Below are 17,391 nucleotides of genomic sequence, written 5' to 3'. Positions count from 1 at the left end.
ATCATCAAAGGATGCAGGCCTGCACTTGCAGGCCGCGCGGCCAATAAAGCGAGCAAGTCAGCTAATGTCGCTTTTCACCCTCACAGGACGGTATCTGCGAAAGGGCGCAGGCGCGAATGCGATAGCCAGAGGTCACATTTTGGGACAAAGGAAAAGACCATGGCGCAGAGACCACGACGTGGCGGCGGCGGCGCTGCAAGACGCGCAGAGCGCAGTGCGGTGTCTTTTGAGACGGCGAAATTCATTGAGCGCAATATCCCCAATTTCGAGGTATTGACCGAAGAAGCTTTGCAAATCATCGAAACCAACGCCGAAATCATCTTGGAAGAGGTCGGTGTCAATTTTCCCGACAATCCTGCGGCGATTGCGCGCTGGCGCGATGCAGGGGCGGATATTGACGGACAGAGGGTACGTATTCCGCGGGGGTTGGCCCGGAAACTATGTGCCACCGCGCCGAAAGAATTTACCCAGCATGCTCGCAATCCCGCCCGGAATGTTGTGGTGGGTGGCAAGAACCTCGTGCTGGCACCGGTTTACGGCCCTCCATTTGTGCGCGATGCAGCCGGCGGGCGGCGCTATGCGACGATGGCGGATTTCAATAAATTCGTGAAATTGGGCTATATGTCCAAGTGGCTGCACCATTCTGGCGGCACCGTATGCGAACCAACCGACATTCCAGTGAACAAGCGTCATCTGGATATGTTGTACGCCCATATGACGCTGAGCGACAAACCCTTCATGGGGTCGGTAACCGAACCCAGCCGAGCGCAAGATTCGGTTGATATGTGCAAGATCCTCTTTGGGGAAGATTTCGTACAGCAGAATACGGTGATGACCTCTCTGATCAACATCAACTCCCCCATGACCTTTGATGATGTAATGATGGGCGCACTGGAAGTTTATGCACAGAACAATCAGGCCTGTATCATTTCCCCCTTTATTGTGGGCGGGGCCATGGCACCGGTATCGGTTGCAGGGACATTGACACAGGTTTTGGCGGAAGGGTTGGCAGGCATCGCCTATTCCCAACTTTGCAATCCCGGTGCTCCGGTCATAATGGGAGCCTTCGTAACTTCGATCGACATGAATTCCGGTGCCCCGACCTTTGGCACGCCAGAAGCAGCACATATTACCTATGGCGCGGGTCAGTTGGCGCGTCGTTTGGGATTGCCCTATCGATCCGCTGGTGCGTTCTGCGGATCGAAATTGCCGGACGCGCAAGCGGCCTATGAATCCTCCAACAGCCTGAACATGGGTTTATTGTCTGGTGTCAACTTCATGTTGCATGCCTGTGGCTGGCTTGAGGGTGGGCTGGTCAGTTCATTCGAAAAGTTTGTGATGGATGCTGATCAGCTGGGAACCTTGCACCACCTGGCCCGGGGGGTTCAAATCGACGAAAACGCCCAGGCAATGGATGCCATCCGCGAAGTCGGGCCGGGCGGTCATTATCTTGGCTGTGCACATACGCAGGAGAACTTCAAATCGGCCTTCTGGAAGTCAGACCTTCTGGATTACAAGCCGTTTGAAACATGGGAAGATGAAGGCGCGCGCGATACCCAGACCTTGGCGAGCATACGTGTCGAAAAGATGTTGGCGGATTATCAAGCCCCGCCGATCGATCCCGCAATCCGCGAAGGCCTTGATGCCTTTGTCGCCCAGAAGAAACTGGCCGAACCGGACAGCTTTATGTGAGGGACAAAGACCTCACGCCGGGGCCTGCGTGGAACGCAACAAGCGGGCCTCGCCAACCATTGCGATCAGTACATCCAGATGTTTGACCAGACTATAGCTCGCATCCGACCCGATCCGCTGCTCCTCTAGGGTCGCTTCGATTTCGATCAGCTTGAGTAGGGCAATGCCGTTTCGCGGCAATGCCCCATATCCCAGAAGCCGGGGCAAATGTGCCGAACGGCGGTACTCCTGTGCGCCAATCCGTGCTGCACGCATCATGAGGCGTGGGCGGTGCAGGGCGTTAAGCATCGTTAATACATCTTGCATGGCAGTGCTCCTTAGCTGTGGATGAAAAGCGGTTACACTTTTCCTTGCCAGCAACATGACACAACCTATTGGGGTGTTGCGTGCCGCCTTACACTACCGTTCGGACCTTTCATAACTGTTTATGATTTAGAAACAATGCTCATAGATGCGCATTATTTTAACGAATGGGTAACAAGTGCAATTTTAGGTTGTGTGGATAACCCCGGGAAAACTTGTTCTGCGCAGTTCAGATTGAAGGAGACATGATGGATCATTTTGTCCAATCAAATGCGTACGGGATGTCGGCTAAATTGCCTCATTGGGTACCGGTCGGGGCACGTCACTACATTGCGCATACTGAAAACGGCGCACCAATTCGTGTTCTTGCGCGGGCTGCCGGGTGCCATGCATCAACAATCCTGCGCCAGATCCGAAAGATCGAACTACGTCGGGACGATCCTTTGGTCGATTCCGTTTTACGCAAACTCGGTGCGGTCAGTACCTGCGCTACCGACCAGAACTCTGATGATACGAATAAGGACGCAACTGGAATGAATGACCTGTCTGATCTTGCCCTTCCTGACGACGCCACATTGGCCCGTGACGCCATGCGGATTCTGCGTCGCTTGTGTGAAACCGGCGCGGTAATGGCTGTTGCCACCGATCTGGACAAGGCCGTAGTCGTTCGTGATACCCCGCAGGGCGGAAGTGCACGTACGGCGGTTGTTGCTGCATCGGTGGCGCAGGCCATGGCCTTGAAAAACTGGATCAGCCCTGCCAATTCCGGCCGCATTATCCGCTATCATATCACGTCTGCCGGGCGCAGCGCACTGAACAGGTTTCTGCACAAGTTTGGCGACAATACGCCGTCATATGGTGGGTGTGCAGAAGCCGCGGAACCGTTTTGTTTCGACAAAACGACCCAATATGGGCCGGATTCGGGGCTGGAGTCCGGACGCGCGCGCTTTGCAATAGGGGAAAGCCCCCTGGCCGCCCTTGCACGGCGACGTGACAAGGAGGGCAAGCCGTTTCTATCGGAGGTTCTGGTGCGTGCCGGCGAACAACTGCGTGAGGATTTCGAACTCGCCCAGATGGACAGCACCATCACGCAAAACTGGGATCATTTCCTGACCGCTGGCACACAGGTCACTGCAAACGGTCATTCACAGGGCACCAGCGGGGCGGCGGCCGCACGTGCACGGGTCAAGGCAGCCCTCGATGAACTGGGGCCGGGACTATCCGATGTCGTTCTGCGGTGTTGTTGTTATCTTGAAGGATTGGAAGCGGCGGAAAAGCGTCTAGGTTGGTCTGCGCGCTCTGGCAAAGTCGTGCTGCGCATCGCGTTGATGCGGCTCAATCGGCACTACAATGCCACCGTGGGGCCGGGGGGACCGATGATCGGCTGAACCGTCATCACGCAGGTGCATGGCGGGAATGTAACGGGCTGGGCTTTTGTTGGCGCATGAATATGTTACATAGAGATCAGCCAACCGGAGCACTGTCATGCGTGATTTGAAAATACCCGAGCAACGCCACCCTGAAAAGGCCGGTAAACCTGACAATGCACAGCCTAAAAAGCCGTCCTGGATTCGGGTCAAGGCACCGGGGGGCACCGGCTATGCCAAAACCGCCAAGATCATGCGCGACAACAAACTGGTGACGGTCTGTGAAGAAGCAGGCTGCCCCAATGTCGGTGAATGCTGGTCCCAGGGTCATGCAACGATGATGATCATGGGAGAAGTGTGCACCCGCGCCTGTACATTCTGCAACATTGCGACGGGCAAGCCACCCGAGGATCTTGATGCGTTTGAACCTGGGCGCGTGGCGGATGCGGTGGCGAAACTGGGCTTGAACCACGTCGTCATAACGTCGGTAGATCGCGACGACATCGCCGATGGCGGGGCCGAACATTTTGCCCAAACCATCCGCGCCATCCGGCATCGCAGCCCCGATACAACCATCGAAATTCTGACGCCGGATTTCATCCGATGTGGTCCTGAAGCGCTCGAATTGGTCGTGGCGGCGCGGCCCGATGTATTCAACCACAATCTGGAAACCGTGCCCGGCCTTTATCCCGAAGTGCGCCCTGGCGCGCGATATTTCCACTCTCTGCGCCTTTTGCAGCGGGTCAAGGAACTGGATCCTTCAATGTTCACGAAATCTGGAATCATGGTTGGTCTGGGCGAAAACCGTCAGGCGGTATTGCAGGTCATGGAAGACATGCGCGCTGCCGACATCGATTTTCTGACCATTGGCCAATATCTGCAACCGACGCCGAAACACCACGCTGTCGACCGATTTGTGCATCCTGATGAATTTGCTGCCTATGAAAAAGCCGCATATGGGAAGGGTTTTCTCATGGTTTCCGCCACACCGTTGACCCGCTCATCCTATCATGCAGGTGATGATTTTGCACGGCTTCGCGCGGCCCGCAACAAGAAACTCGGCGTCGCCTAGGCACCGCAGCTACGGTGCAGCAGGGACCGCTTTCAGATAGGCGGCAATCGCGGCACGATCGCTCTCTGGCAATTGCGCCAGATTGCTGACGACAGCTGCCATCGATCCGCCGACACTGTCATAATCAGGCGTCAATCCGCTTTCGAAATAATAGATCAGGTCTTCTTCGGACCAATCAAGCCCGCCTGAAGTGATATTGGGTATCTCACCCTTACCAGAAGGATTTGGTGCCCCGGCCAGCCATGCCGTGCGGTCCAGACCGCCCAAAGCGTTGCGGGGTGTGTGGCATTCCGCGCAATGGGACAGCGTTTCGACCAAATAGCGCCCGCGCTCCAGTTCGGGCGAAAGCGGCCCGGCCAAAAGGTAATCCGGTTTCATGAACACCAACTTCCAAAGACCCAGTCCCCTGCGAATATTGAAAGGAAACCCGACATCATGACGCTGTGAGGCAGTGTCGGAAGGCGGCAAGGTCTGCATATAGGCAAACAGATCGGCAACGTCCGTTTCATCCATGTGCTGATAGGATGTGTAGGGAAAGGCAGGATAATAATGGCGTCCTTCAGGAGAAACGCCTTTGGTCACGGCGCGCGCAAATTCAGGCAAACTCCAGCCGCCGATACCTTGATCACCGGGTGAAATATTTGGTGCATAAAAGGTGCCAAAGTCGCTGGCAAAAGAATGACCGCCCGCCAGAACCAGCTTGGCGTCGTTGCCTTCGGCATTGGGGGCACTATGGCAGGACGCGCAGCCCGCAGCGGTAAAAATCTGCGCGCCGCGCGTGACATCTGCATCATGTCCCTGTCCGTAAACTGGCAGCAGGGCGGGCGGTGCCGTTAACCACCAAAAGACGGCACCACCGAGCGCGGCGCAGATGGCCGCTAATTTGATCAGGCTCCGCAAGACTTAGTTCTTGGGACCGCGATATGTTTCGTGGCAGGCTTTGCATGCGCCGCCAAGCGAACCCATGCCGGCACCGACAGCCGCCGCATCAGCAGCCCCGACCAGCGCCGTTGCTGCATCGCCCAATGCGCTGAATTTCTCAGCGAACCCGTCCGGATCACTCCAGATTTCTGCCTTGGCACGCGAACCGTCAACAGCACCCTGTTCGGTGCCCTCAATCCACAGTGTCGCACGATCCATGCTGGCCAGAGTGGCAAGATTGGAAGCCGCACCCGAGACCATGGCAGCGTCATATTCCATTTCGCCTTTGGCCACGGCACCCAGGATACCGATGCTATAGCCGATCATCTGCATCTGATGCTGACGCGCTGCAACCGCTGGATTTTCCTTGGCATGTCCATCCGCCAATGCCGCGCTTGCGATGATCGCGGTGCTCATGCCGATGACCAATGTGGCCTTTGTCAAAAAATTCATGTTGTTGTCCTTAAGGGATTGGATTTTGCCAAGTTACCTTGGGTCAGCCTACATCGGCAAGCCAGAAGCAGGAAACATTTTCGTGAACTGGGTAAAGCAAGTCAGAACCGACGCGGAAGTCTTTCGGCCGTGGCCCAGTCCGGCCAGTAACCCAGACGTTCAACCGCATATATGATCGCCGCAAGCGCGATGATCCCGAACACCAGTTTCACGCGTTTGGCCGAGGGGGGCCTGCGCGCCCATCTCGACATCCGCAACAACCAGATCGGGTTCATGTAAAGCGCACCTTGCCGATGAACGGCAGGTTCCGGTTCCGCTGGGCAAAGTCGATACCATAGCCCACGACAAATTCATCAGGAATTTCAAATCCGGTCCAGTCCGCCTTCATATCCACTTCGCGGCGCGTCGGCTTGTCCAGCAGTGCAATGGTTTTCAATCGTGCTGGCTCGCGTGATTTCAGAAGGTTGGTGACGTGATGCAGGGTGTGGCCTGTGTCTACAATGTCTTCGACCAGCAAAACATCGCGCCCTTCGATAGCGCCGCGCAAGTCCTTGAGGATCCGCACTTCCCGGCTACTTTCCATGCCATCGCCATAGCTTGACGCTTCCAGAAAATCGACCTCGATCGGCAGATCCAATTCTCTGACAAGATCCGCGATAAACACGAAACTGCCGCGCAGCAAGCCAACCACAACCAGTTTGTTGGTGCTGTCGAATTCATCGTGAATCTCGCGTGACAATTCCTCGATTCGGGCTGCAATCGACTTGGCCGAAATCATTTCATCAATCACATAGGGTCGATTTGTCATAGGACGCGCCCTTACCATGGCCCTTGATATTGCCCGCATAAACGGTGAAACAGAGCTATCCTGAGCCAGCGCGGAACGCAATGCCAACCCACTCCGAGACCAAAGAGCTGCCCTATACGGCGCAGCAAATGTACGACCTTGTTGCTGATGTGGGGTCATATCCTGAATTCCTGCCTTGGACCGCGGCGGCACGGATCCGCAGCGACGAGGACAAGGGGGATCATCGTGTGATGGAAGCCGACCTTGTGATCAGTTTCAAAGTGTTCCGCGAGAAATTCACAAGCCGCGTCCAGTTGTGGCCCGCACGACGCAAGATTGACACGGAATATCTGGACGGGCCGTTCAAACATATGAAATCAAACTGGGCGTTTGAGGAAAACGGGCCGAACTGCACGGTGCATTTCCACGTCGACTTTGAATTCAAGAATGCGATCCTGCAAGGCATCATCGGTATTGTTTTCAATGAGGCCATGCAACGTGTGGTGCGGGCCTTTGAAGCGCGGGCGAAAACGCTCTATGGTCCGGTATCATGACGATCACCAACCAATTGGTCGACTTCGCCGCGCAGAGGGTGCCCGCAGATGCGGCTGCCATGATGCGGCTCTCCTTGTTTGATTGGGCCGCATGCGGAATTGCAGGTGCACAGGAGTCCGAGTTCGATCGCTTTGTCTCAATACAACTGGCATCCCAACAGGGGGGGCATCTGGTATTGGGCGGGGGCCGAACCAGCGCATCCACAGCAGCCTTGGTGAATGGTGTATTATCTCATGCACTGGATTACGACGATACCCATTTTGACCATATCGGTCACCCGTCAGTGGCGGTTGTGCCTGCGGTGCTGGCACTGTCGGAACAGACTGGTGTCGACCTGGCTGCCTTATGCGACGCGGCGGCGATTGGCGTGGAAGCCTCGATCGCGGTGGGCATATGGCTGGGCCGCGCACATTACCAGATCGGGTATCACCAGACTGCAACAGCCGGTGCATTCGGTGCCACGCTTGGGGCTTGCCGCCTGTTGAACCTCGCTCCACGACAGGTCCGTCATGCACTTGGGCTTTGCGCAAGCATGGCATCAGGGATCAAGGCGCAATTCGGGACCATGGCCAAGCCCCTGAATGCTGGCCTGGCCGCCCGAAGCGGTGTTGAAGCGGCCCTTTGGGCCGAGGCGGGCGTGACGGCGGCGCAAGATGGCCTTGCCGGTCCCTTGGGCTTTGGTCCGACCCACCACGGACAAGGGACAGACATTGGCTTGCCCGTTGCTGACTGGCGCATCAACCGGATCAGTCACAAGTTCCACGCCTGTTGCCACGGGCTACATGCTATGCTCGAAGCCCTGAGAGGGGCGTCGATGCAAATCGACCAAATCGAGGCGATCCAAATCCGCACCCATCCACGTTGGATGTCGGTGTGTAATATTGCCGATCCACAAACCGGCCTGGCAGCCAAGTTCAGCTATGGACAGACCGCGGCAATGGCGCTGACAGGGTATGACACCGCAGCAATCGGCAACTTTACGGATGCGCTGGCCCAAAGCGGGCAGCTCAAATCCTTACGACAGCGCGTCACAGTGAGCGAAGATACCCGACTGAGCGAGACCCAGAGCGAGGTTGCGATCACCTTGACCGATGGCAGGATAAGCCATTTGCGCGCGGATCTCATGGCGCCTATGTCCCTTGCGGAACGTGCGGACAAATTGAAGGGCAAGGCGGCGGCACTGCTGGGTGGCGCAGATGCCGAGGGCCTGTGGCAGGCTGTACAGGGACAAAGCCTCGGTAGATTTACTGATCAACTTGCGAAACCCTGATCCCTGCGTCCTGCAACGTCCAGCAAGGTCAGTTGCCAGGCCCTGCGCTGCTGTTGTGCCCAAGTCAGTGTATCATTCCATTTTGTGTAATGCGTTGCGTAGTAAATTGAGCGCGTGATCGGTCGCGGCTTGGCGTACACCATCCCGCCCCGGTGCGCCAAACTCCTGGGTTTCTGCAATGACGCCCGTTGTCTGTGCAATCGCAAAACACACACGCCCCTCAGGCTTGTGCTCTGATCCGCCGGGTCCAGCGATGCCGGTGATCGACACTGCCAATGCTGCATCCGACCGCTCAAGCGCACCTTGCGCCATTTCCCTGGCGACCTGTATCGAGACTGCGCCATGGGCCGCCAATGTGGCGGGCAGCACCCCCAACATCTGTATTTTGGCCGCGTTGCTATAGGTGATGAAACCGCGATCAAACATGGCAGAGGATCCTGCAAGATCCGTCAAAGCCGCGCCAACCATGCCGCCGGTGCAGCTTTCGGCACAGGTCAGCATTACATTCCTTTGAATCGCAAGCTGAAGGATGTCCCCCACAAGACCCATCTAAAGCACGCCGTGGTAGAGGGCTGCCAGGATCATTACAACAATTGCAGCAAACAGTCCGGCAATCACATCGTCCAGCATCACACCAAGGGATGTATTCATCCGGTCGGCCCAGCCTACCGGCCCCAGTTTGGTGATGTCAAAGAAACGAAACAGTAAAAAAGCCGCAATCCAACCGGGCCACATCGCAAGGATTGAAATCTCCATCTTCCAGGCTGCATAGGAAAGCGGCAAAAGGGCGATCCACTGACCGATGACCTCATCCACGACAATCTCAGACGGGTCATGGTCTGTGCTACCCGCGGTCATCTTGGCCGTTGCCCACCAGCCTTTGAAAAACCCCGCAACGATCGCCAGCACCAACAAAGGTAGGCCCCCCAAAACATGCAGCAACCAGGCCCAGGGCAGGGCGACAAATGACCCCCAGGTGCCTGGCGCAGGCTTGATATAGCCGACACCCATGACGGTACCAATCACCCTCGCCAGGTTCATGGCTTGATCATTGTTGCAGTGGCAAGCGCCGCAATCCCTTCACCACGCCCGGTAAAACCAAGGCGCTCCGAAGTGGTTGCCTTGATCGACACACGGTCCTTGTCCATCCACATGATTGCCGCCATCGCATTGCGCATCGCCTCTGCATGTGGTCCGATTTTGGGATATTCACAGATCAGGGTGCAATCCACATGGGTAAGCGCAAATCCCATGTCCCGGGCCATTTCCACAGCATGACGCAGGAAAACATGGCTTTCTGCGCCTTTCCATTTCGGATCAGATGGCGGAAAATGTTGCCCGATATCTCCGCGAACAAGGGCACCATATATCGCATCCGTGACCGTATGCATGCCCACATCCGCATCCGAATGACCGATAAGTCCCTGATCATGTGGAATGCGTACACCACAAAGCATGACATGATCCCCTGGACCAAAGGCATGTACGTCAAATCCGTTACCGGTGCGGATATCCATGGGTGATCCTTTACAGCTTGTGCTCCTGTCTATGCAAACTGGGCGGCGCGTGCAATCTTCAGCAATGTTCGCCTAAATTTTAGGCAAACGACATTTCCTACCGTCTGTTATTCGCTGGAATGTTGTGGCAAGGGCTTTCAATGGCTAAACAGGCCGCAACTGCACAAGGATTAAGCACTTGAGCGCGATTGCTCTGCCTTTGGGTCTGACACCACCTGTATTACTGGCCCCGATGGCCGGAATCACCGACTTGCCCACCCGTACGCTTGTCGCCGGTTTTGGCGCAGGGCTGGTTGTCTCTGAAATGATTGCAAGCCATGAACTGCTTTGCCGCAGTCCCGGAACACGTGAAAAGGCTGAACTGGGCCTTGGTGTTGCGGGTACTTCGATCCAGATCGCCGGACGCGAGGCGGCACCGATGGCCGAAGCGGCGCGGATGATTGCGGATCAGGGTGCGCGGATCATCGATATCAACATGGGATGTCCGGCCAAAAAGGTGACTCAGGGGGCTTCGGGGTCGGCCTTGATGAAAACTCCCGATCACGCCCTGCGCTTGATCGAAGCAGTGGTAAATGCCGTCGATGTGCCCGTCACGCTCAAGACCCGGCTCGGGTGGGACGACGAAATGCTGAACGCGGCGTTCATTGCCAAACGCGCGGAAGCGGCCGGAATACAAATGATCACGATCCACGGCCGCACCCGATGTCAGTTTTATAAGGGTCATGCAGACTGGCGCGCCATTCGTAGGGTCAAGGACGCAGTGCATATTCCTGTCATAGCCAATGGCGACATCACCTCGACCGCGACGGCGCGTAAGGCCCTGATCCATTCAAGGGCTGATGGGGTGATGGTCGGTCGCGGGGCACAGGGCAAGCCATGGTTGCTGGCCAAGATTGCGCATGAGATTTATGGCACCCCCGCGCCGGTCATTCCGCAAGGCACAGCCTTTGCCGACATGGTGCTTGGCCATTATGATGCCATGCAGCGCTTTTACGGTGCGCCACTCGGTCCGCGAGTCGCGCGCAAGCATCTGGGCTGGTACATGGACACCTGTAATACCCCGGCGGATCTGCGCCGCGCACTCCTGACCTGCAACGAACCGTCGCAAACCCGCGCGCTGATCAGGCAGGCAATGTTCTATACCCCGCAAAGAGCGGCGGCATGAACAGTGACCGACGCATCTGGGCCTCTTTGCCGGTACCTGCGCTTTTGATCTCGCCCGAAGATAGGATCGAAGACATTAACCCTGCCGCTGAGGGGTTTTTCAATGCTTCCGCGAAGGCCGTAACAGGGGTACCTGTCTGGGACATGGTGGCGGTGGATTATCCGTTGGAAGATGCATTTTTGCGGGCGCGCACCGATGAAACTGCATTGTTTGTCAATGATGTCGACGTGGGCAGCGGGCAACGTGCGCCGCAGAAATCAGCGCTGCAGATTGCCCCGATGCAGGGCATGGCCGGACATATGTTGATGATGATTTCACCACGCGAGCTGTCCGGACGAATGACGCAGAACCATTCGGCCAAATCGGCGGCTAAATCCGCCATCGGCATGGCAGAAATGCTGGCACATGAAATCAAGAACCCGCTGGCTGGCATCACGGGCGCGGCACAGCTTTTGTCGATGAACCTGGATGCCGATGAATTGGAACTGACCGATCTGATTGTTGCTGAATCCCGCCGGATTGTGAAACTGTTGGGCACTGTTGAACAATTCGGCAACCTGACAGAGCCACTGCGCGAACCGGTCAATCTGCATGATGTATTGGATCGTGCCCGACGTTCGGCCTTGCTTGGTTTTGGTGCCCAAATGAAAGTCGTGGAGGACTACGATCCTTCACTGCCCAATGCCTTGGCGGACAAGGACCAGTTGCTGCAGGTCATACTGAACCTGCTGAAAAACGCCTCCGAAGCAGCGGGTACAGCGGGGGGCACCATCCGTCTGCGCAGCTATTTTGAACATTCGTTCCGCATGCGCCGTGCTGATGGGTCAGGGCAGTCACTGCCCTTGCAAATCGAGGTGATAGACGACGGCCCCGGTCTCCCAGAGCATATCAAGGGCGATATTTTCGATCCATTTGTGTCGGGGCGCGAAAACGGCACGGGGCTTGGCCTTGCTCTGGTGTCCAAGATCATTTCAGAACATGACGGCTGGATTTCGGTCGATTCCGTTCCGGGCCAGACCGTTTTCAGAATTTCTTTACCCCGAGCCCCCGTCGAAAAAGAAAGCCCGGCAAAACCCAGACAGAAAATGGAGAGTTGAACAATGGATGGCACTGTCCTGGTTGCAGACGATGACCGTACGATCCGTACTGTTTTGACACAGGCACTGACGCGTGCGGGGTGCAAGGTGCATGCGACATCCAGCCTGACTACACTGATGCGCTGGGTGGGTGAAGGGCGGGGCGATGCGGTGATCACGGATGTTGCAATGCCTGACGGCAACGGATTGGAAATGCTGCCCAGGATCGCACAGGATCGTCCCGAACTGCCGGTAATCGTGATCTCTGCGCAGAACACGATCATGACCGCGATCAAGGCCGCCGAAGCCGATGCATTTGATTACCTGCCCAAACCTTTTGACCTGCCCGACCTGATGAAACGCACCGCAAGGGCGCTGGATCGACAGGGCAACGCACCGCGTGCACCGCAGGTGCCCACCGGTGCCGATGGGGATCGCGACGACCTGCCATTGGTGGGGCGTACGCCAGTGATGCAGGCCCTCTATCGTCTGGTTGCGCGGGTAATGAACACCGATCTGCCGGTGTTGATCTGGGGCGAAAACGGCACTGGAAAATCGTTGATCGGCAAGGCGATCCACGACTTTTCGGACCGCCGCAGCTTGCCCTTTGTCACGATCACCGGGGCGGATTTGCAAGACATCGAAGGACCGGCCCGCGTGTTGGCGCGGGTAAGGGGCGGCACCTTGTTGATAGACGAGATTGCCGATATTTCGCTTGATCTTCAGGCGCGGATTGCACGGATGATCGACGCGCCAGGAGAATACAACCCGCGATTTTTGGCAACGAGCCAGTCGGATCTGGCCAAGGAAATGAAAAATGGCAGCCTGCGCCGGGATTTGTACTACCGGCTGTCAGGCGCAACGGTGCTTGCCCCCGCCCTGCGTGATAGGGTGGAGGATATTGAACTGCTGGCGACCCATTTTCTGGGCAAGGATAACCAAACCGGCACCCCGCCCAGGACATTGTCGGAAAGTGCCAGCAGGGTTTTTGCCAATTATTCCTGGCCGGGCAACGTGCGCCAGTTGGAACATGCAATGCGCCAGCTTGCCCTCACCGGTCGAGCGCCGGAAATCAGCCAGGCCGAAGCGGAACAGATATTGGGTGCGCAACCCGCCACCGAACCCGTACATGCACAGGCCAACACAGAACGGCTGGGCGCAAGTGTCGAGCGGCATCTGCGGCGTTACTTTGATCAACACGGCAGCATGTTGCCGCCCCGGGGTCTATATGCACGTATATTGCGTGAAATCGAGCTTCCCTTGATCGAAATCACTTTGGACGCGACTTCTGGCAATCAAGCTAAATGTGCGGATCTCCTGGGCATCAACCGCAATACCTTGCGTAAAAAGATCACTGAACTGGATATAGAGGTGACAAGGGGGCGCAAGATGATGTAAAAGCGCCACATAACCGTGGCCATCCGGTACCAGCCAAGCGCTGAGATCGTTTAGGATCACAGAATATGGCGGTTGGTGCATGCGGGTACCACATCATCGATGAGGAGAGCGGGTGGCAACCCGGTCACATAAATTCAGCTTGGAACGCTTGGGCCGTTTGCGGCGCATGAAGCGTCTGCGCAATCTGTCCACACTGGGCGTGGTGGTGCTGGGCCCGGTTCTGGCAATGGCAACCTACCTTGTGCTTGGCCCCTTGGGGCAGGGCGCGAACACGCTGTCGTTGCGGCTGATCCTGTTGACCGACCTCGTTTATGTTCTGATGGTTGCGGCCCTGGTCTTGTCCCAGGTCGCACGATTGATCGCTGCCAGACGGGCAAAATCAGCCGGATCGCGGTTGCACCTGCGTTTGACGGGCGTATTTGCCCTGATGGCCTTGATCCCAACTGTCACGGTTGCAGTGTTTGCCGGTCTTACCGTGAATGTCGGACTTGAAGGGTGGTTTTCGGATCGGGTACGCGGCGTTGTGGGATCTTCTCTGGCCGCTGCACAAGCTTATGAAGCGGAGCAACGCGAAGATCTGATCGAAGATGCCCGCGCCTTGGCGCGCAGCATAGACAATGCCCGTTCCCAGGGAATCAACCTTAGCGACAGCCAGCTACTGGGTGAAGGACAGCGGCAAATTCAGCGCGGCCTGCGTGAAGCCTATCTTATTGATGGAACTGCGCAAATCCGGGCAAGGGGCGGGCGGTCCTATCTTTTTGACTACGAAGAACCCAGCCCGGCGCAGCTACAGGAAGCACGCGCAGAAGGCCTGTTGGTGATCGAAGACTGGCCCAATAACGAATACCGGGCATTGGTGCCGATGCAGTCCTTTGTCGACCGCTTTCTCTATGTCAGCCGCGATGTTGACGGCAAGATCCTGTCGTTGCTGGATGAGACCACTGAAACGGTCCGGCTTTATCAACAACTGGAATCTGAACGCGGACGGTTGCTGTTTGAATTTGGCCTTCTCTATCTCGGGTTTGCGCTGATCCTGATCCTTGCCGCTGTTTGGCTGGGACTATGGTTTGCCGAACGACTTTCCGGTCCTGTGGGCCGCTTGACCGGCGCAGCGCAACAGGTTGGTGCAGGCAATCTAAACGTGCAGGTACGAGAAGAAGATGGCGACGATGAAATCGCCATGTTGGGTCGCTATTTCAACCAGATGACCAAACAATTGCAAGGCCAGCGTGAGACCTTGCTGGACAACACCCGTCAGATTGAACGGCGGCGTCGCCTGTTTGATTCCGTGCTGAGTTCTGTCACGTCAGGTGTTGTGGGGCTTGACCCGGAAGGGCGGGTGACCTTCGTGAACCGCTCTGCGATGCGTTTGCTCGACTGGTCCGAAGACCAACAATCCGTGGCATTGGCGATGGCGGTACCCGAATTCGGCCCGATGTTCGACCTATTGTCAAAATCACCCACCGAGGTTGCACAGGACGAAGTCAAAGTATCGCGACAGGGTGCAATGGAAAACCTGTTGGTGCGCATGGCCACGCGGCGCACCGACAGCGGTCGGCTGGAAGGCTATGTGGTTGCGTTTGACGATGTTACCGACCTCGTCAGTGCGCAACGGATGGCTGCCTGGGGGGATGTTGCGCAACGGATCGCACATGAAATCAAGAATCCGTTGACACCGATTCAGCTTTCTGCGGAACGGATTAGACGCAAATTCGCACCCAAACTTGGTGACGACAGTGACAGCCTTGAACAAATGACCGGGGTGATCATCCGGCAAACCGGAGATTTGCGGCGTATCGTTGATGAATTCTCCAAATTCGCACGTATGCCGGAACCCGAAACATCCGAACAAAACCTGACCCAACTGGTGCGTGACGCGGTTTTCTTGCAGCAGACGGGCCAGCCGGATGTGAAGATCACGGCTGATTTGGGCGAAATCGACGTGATGGCAGAGATCGACGCCACGATGATTTCTCAGGCGCTTACAAATTTGATCAAGAACGCCGGCGAAGCCATTGAAACATTGAAAAAGTCTGGCGCACCCAAAGATCTGGATCCGCAGATTTTCGTGACCCTGAAGAAGATTGACAATACCGCCAATCTGACGATTGCCGACAATGGCATCGGCTTGCCGGAAGATCGCGCGCGGCTTTTCGAACCCTATGTAACAACTCGTAACGAAGGTACTGGCCTTGGCCTGCCAATCGTTAAAAAAATCATCGAGGAACACGGCGGCACGCTGGTTCTCGACAATGCGCCTGTTTTTCCAGGCCAAGATCATTTTGGTGCGATGGCAATAGTTACACTGCCCGTCGCCCTTTCCCCCAAACAGAAAAAACGAGTGGAGACAGTAAATGAGTGATATTCTGATCGTCGATGATGAACGCGATATTCGCGAATTGATCTCGGATATTCTGGAAGACGAAGGCTTTGCCACCCGTCTTGCAGGAAATTCGGATGATGCGATGGCGGCAATCAACACTGAACCTCCTGCTTTGATGATCCTTGATATTTGGCTCAAGGACAGTCGGATGGATGGGATTGACATCCTGAAAACCGTGAAACGTGACAACCCTGATGTGCCGGTCGTGATTATATCGGGTCATGGCAACATCGAGATCGCGGTGGCGGCAATCCGGCAGGGTGCCTATGACTTTATTGAAAAGCCTTTTAACATCGACCAGTTGTTGGTCGTGATCCGGCGCGCGATGGAAACCTCGCGCCTGCGCCGCGAAAACCAGAGCCTCAAGCGGCGTGAAGTCAGCAGCGCCGAAATGCTGGGCCAGTCGGCGGCCTTTCGCGGTCTGTTGAACCAGCTCGACAAGGTCACGAAATCCAATGGCCGCGTCATGTTGACCGGTCCTGCGGGTGCGGGAAAGGAAGTCGCAGCACGCTATATCCATGCCCATTCCGCCCGCGCCGATGCCCCATTCGTGACGGTAAACTGTGCAGGTGTCGAACCTGAGAACATGGAAGAAGTGCTGTTTGGCCGCGAAAGTGCGGATCGTGGTGTCGAACCCGGTCTGTTGGAGCAAGCACATGGAGGCGTCGTCTATTTCGACGAGGTTGCAGACATGCCTTTGGGCACACAATCCAAGATCCTGCGGGTTTTGGTGGATCAACAATTTACCCGGGTCGGTGGCAACGACAAGGTGCGCGTCGATCTGCGTGTGATCTCTTCGACCAACAAGAACCTCGAAGCGGCAATCGAAGCAGAGACCTTTCGTCAGGAGTTGTTCCACCGGCTGAATGTTGTTCCAATCGCCGTGCCCTCGCTGGAAGAACGACGCGAGGACATACCCTTGCTTGCTGAGCATTTCATCAGTGAATTCAACCAGTCGCAGGGATTGCCGCAACGCTCGCTTAGCGATGATGCGATTGCTTTGATGCAAACCATGGTCTGGCCCGGCAACGTACGCCAGTTGAAAAACCTAGTTGAGCGCGTTTTGATCCTGGGTGATGGTACCGGTCCGATCGAAGCTCGCGAATTGCCCGGCGAAGACGATCGCAACGAGGAGGACGGTCGTGTTGTCCTGTCCTCGGCCTTGGCCACCCTGCCACTGCGTGAAGCCCGAGAAGCCTTTGAAAGGGAATACCTGCTGACACAGATCAACCGCTTTGGTGGTAATATTTCGCGCACTGCGAATTTTGTCGGGATGGAGAGATCGGCCTTGCATCGCAAGCTGAAATCCCTGGGTGTGGTGACAAGCGCCAAATCCGGCGTGCGTGTAGCCCATGTGGACGAAGACGCTGAGGCCCAGGGATAACCGCAATCTGTGTACCCGCGGAACTTGGACGGCAGCGGCTTTTGGCTG

General features: G+C 56.4%; 17 protein-coding genes and 1 pseudogene. 10 read left to right on the top strand and 8 right to left on the bottom strand.

Annotation, left to right across the window (positions count from 1 at the left end):
* The first annotated feature begins 159 nt into the window (after nucleotides 1-159).
* Nucleotides 160-1,692 carry a trimethylamine methyltransferase family protein gene (locus OS190_RS09955; protein WP_267158535.1) on the top strand — a complete coding sequence of 511 codons (1,533 nt, stop codon included), beginning with the start codon at nucleotides 160-162 and terminating at the stop codon, nucleotides 1,690-1,692.
* Nucleotides 1,693-1,704: 12 nt separating this feature from the next.
* On the opposite strand, the gene OS190_RS09950 is transcribed toward OS190_RS09955, so the two are convergent.
* Complete coding sequence (locus OS190_RS09950) at nucleotides 1,705-1,998, bottom strand: DUF6477 family protein (RefSeq protein ID WP_267158534.1); 294 nt, start codon at nucleotides 1,996-1,998, stop codon at nucleotides 1,705-1,707.
* Nucleotides 1,999-2,276: 278 nt separating this feature from the next.
* On the opposite strand from OS190_RS09950, the gene OS190_RS09945 reads away from it, so the two are divergent.
* Both OS190_RS09945 and lipA read left to right on the top strand, forming a co-directional pair.
* Nucleotides 2,277-3,383, top strand: coding sequence for a DUF6456 domain-containing protein (locus OS190_RS09945; protein WP_267158533.1), 1,107 nt, complete (start codon nucleotides 2,277-2,279; stop codon nucleotides 3,381-3,383).
* 97 nt (nucleotides 3,384-3,480) lie between these two features.
* Nucleotides 3,481-4,434: a lipoyl synthase gene (gene lipA, locus OS190_RS09940; protein WP_267158532.1), complete on the top strand. Its 954-nt coding sequence runs from the start codon at nucleotides 3,481-3,483 to the stop codon at nucleotides 4,432-4,434.
* A 9-nt stretch (nucleotides 4,435-4,443) separates the two neighbouring features.
* Here the strand turns inward: lipA and OS190_RS09935 are convergent, their stop codons facing one another.
* From OS190_RS09935 to hpt, 4 genes are all read right to left on the bottom strand, one after another.
* On the bottom strand, nucleotides 4,444-5,334 hold the full coding sequence (locus tag OS190_RS09935) for a cytochrome c (RefSeq protein WP_267158531.1): 891 nt from the start codon (nucleotides 5,332-5,334) through the stop codon (nucleotides 4,444-4,446).
* A 3-nt stretch (nucleotides 5,335-5,337) separates the two neighbouring features.
* Entirely contained in the window at nucleotides 5,338-5,808 is a 471-nt protein-coding gene (locus OS190_RS09930; RefSeq protein WP_267158530.1) for a c-type cytochrome, read from the bottom strand.
* A 101-nt stretch (nucleotides 5,809-5,909) separates the two neighbouring features.
* Nucleotides 5,910-6,083 (bottom strand): hypothetical protein, encoded by a 174-nt coding sequence (locus OS190_RS09925; RefSeq protein ID WP_267158529.1) that lies wholly within the window; start codon nucleotides 6,081-6,083, stop codon nucleotides 5,910-5,912.
* Nucleotides 6,080-6,616, bottom strand: coding sequence for a hypoxanthine phosphoribosyltransferase (gene hpt / locus OS190_RS09920; RefSeq protein WP_267158528.1), 537 nt, complete (start codon nucleotides 6,614-6,616; stop codon nucleotides 6,080-6,082). The genes OS190_RS09925 and hpt overlap by 4 nt, the downstream gene beginning before the upstream one ends.
* 80 nt (nucleotides 6,617-6,696) lie before the next feature.
* Between hpt and OS190_RS09915 the strand changes: the two genes are divergently transcribed.
* On the top strand, nucleotides 6,697-7,149 hold the full coding sequence (locus OS190_RS09915) for a type II toxin-antitoxin system RatA family toxin (protein WP_267158527.1): 453 nt from the start codon (nucleotides 6,697-6,699) through the stop codon (nucleotides 7,147-7,149).
* Nucleotides 7,146-8,420 carry an MmgE/PrpD family protein gene (locus OS190_RS09910; protein ID WP_267158526.1) on the top strand — a complete coding sequence of 425 codons (1,275 nt, stop codon included), beginning with the start codon at nucleotides 7,146-7,148 and terminating at the stop codon, nucleotides 8,418-8,420. The genes OS190_RS09915 and OS190_RS09910 overlap by 4 nt, the downstream gene beginning before the upstream one ends.
* A 72-nt stretch (nucleotides 8,421-8,492) precedes the next feature.
* On the opposite strand, the gene OS190_RS09905 is transcribed toward OS190_RS09910, so the two are convergent.
* The 3 genes and pseudogenes from OS190_RS09905 to ispF all read right to left on the bottom strand — a co-directional run.
* Complete coding sequence (locus tag OS190_RS09905) at nucleotides 8,493-8,969, bottom strand: CinA family protein (RefSeq protein WP_267158525.1); 477 nt, start codon at nucleotides 8,967-8,969, stop codon at nucleotides 8,493-8,495.
* Nucleotides 8,970-9,461, bottom strand: a complete 492-nt coding sequence (locus OS190_RS09900; RefSeq protein ID WP_267158524.1) for a phosphatidylglycerophosphatase A family protein — start codon at nucleotides 9,459-9,461, stop codon at nucleotides 8,970-8,972.
* A pseudogene (gene ispF, locus OS190_RS09895) lies at nucleotides 9,458-9,943 on the bottom strand (2-C-methyl-D-erythritol 2,4-cyclodiphosphate synthase); the annotation flags it as partial. The pseudogene ispF and the gene OS190_RS09900, both read right to left, overlap by 4 nt.
* 172 nt (nucleotides 9,944-10,115) lie before the next feature.
* Between ispF and dusB the strand changes: the two are divergent.
* The 5 genes from dusB (at nucleotide 10,116) to ntrX (ending at nucleotide 17,343) form a co-directional block, all read left to right on the top strand.
* Entirely contained in the window at nucleotides 10,116-11,102 is a 987-nt protein-coding gene (gene dusB / locus OS190_RS09890) for a tRNA dihydrouridine synthase DusB (RefSeq protein WP_267158523.1), read from the top strand.
* Nucleotides 11,099-12,199: a two-component system sensor histidine kinase NtrB gene (locus OS190_RS09885; RefSeq protein WP_267158522.1), complete on the top strand. Its 1,101-nt coding sequence runs from the start codon at nucleotides 11,099-11,101 to the stop codon at nucleotides 12,197-12,199. The genes dusB and OS190_RS09885 overlap by 4 nt, the downstream gene beginning before the upstream one ends.
* A gap of 3 nt (nucleotides 12,200-12,202) precedes the next feature.
* A complete protein-coding gene (locus OS190_RS09880; protein WP_267158521.1) occupies nucleotides 12,203-13,576 on the top strand; it encodes a response regulator in 1,374 nt (457 codons plus the stop codon).
* A gap of 112 nt (nucleotides 13,577-13,688) precedes the next feature.
* Entirely contained in the window at nucleotides 13,689-15,938 is a 2,250-nt protein-coding gene (locus OS190_RS09875) for a sensor histidine kinase NtrY-like (protein WP_416237390.1), read from the top strand.
* Nucleotides 15,931-17,343: a nitrogen assimilation response regulator NtrX gene (ntrX, locus tag OS190_RS09870; protein WP_267158520.1), complete on the top strand. Its 1,413-nt coding sequence runs from the start codon at nucleotides 15,931-15,933 to the stop codon at nucleotides 17,341-17,343. Before OS190_RS09875 ends, ntrX begins: the two co-directional genes overlap by 8 nt.
* Nucleotides 17,344-17,391 lie beyond the last annotated feature (48 nt).

The organism is Sulfitobacter sp. F26204, assembly GCF_026410305.1.
In the GTDB taxonomy this organism is placed as follows: Bacteria; Pseudomonadota; Alphaproteobacteria; order Rhodobacterales; family Rhodobacteraceae; genus Sulfitobacter.
Note: the sequence above shows the minus strand (reverse complement) of the source record. Positions and strands in the feature narration are given on the sequence as shown.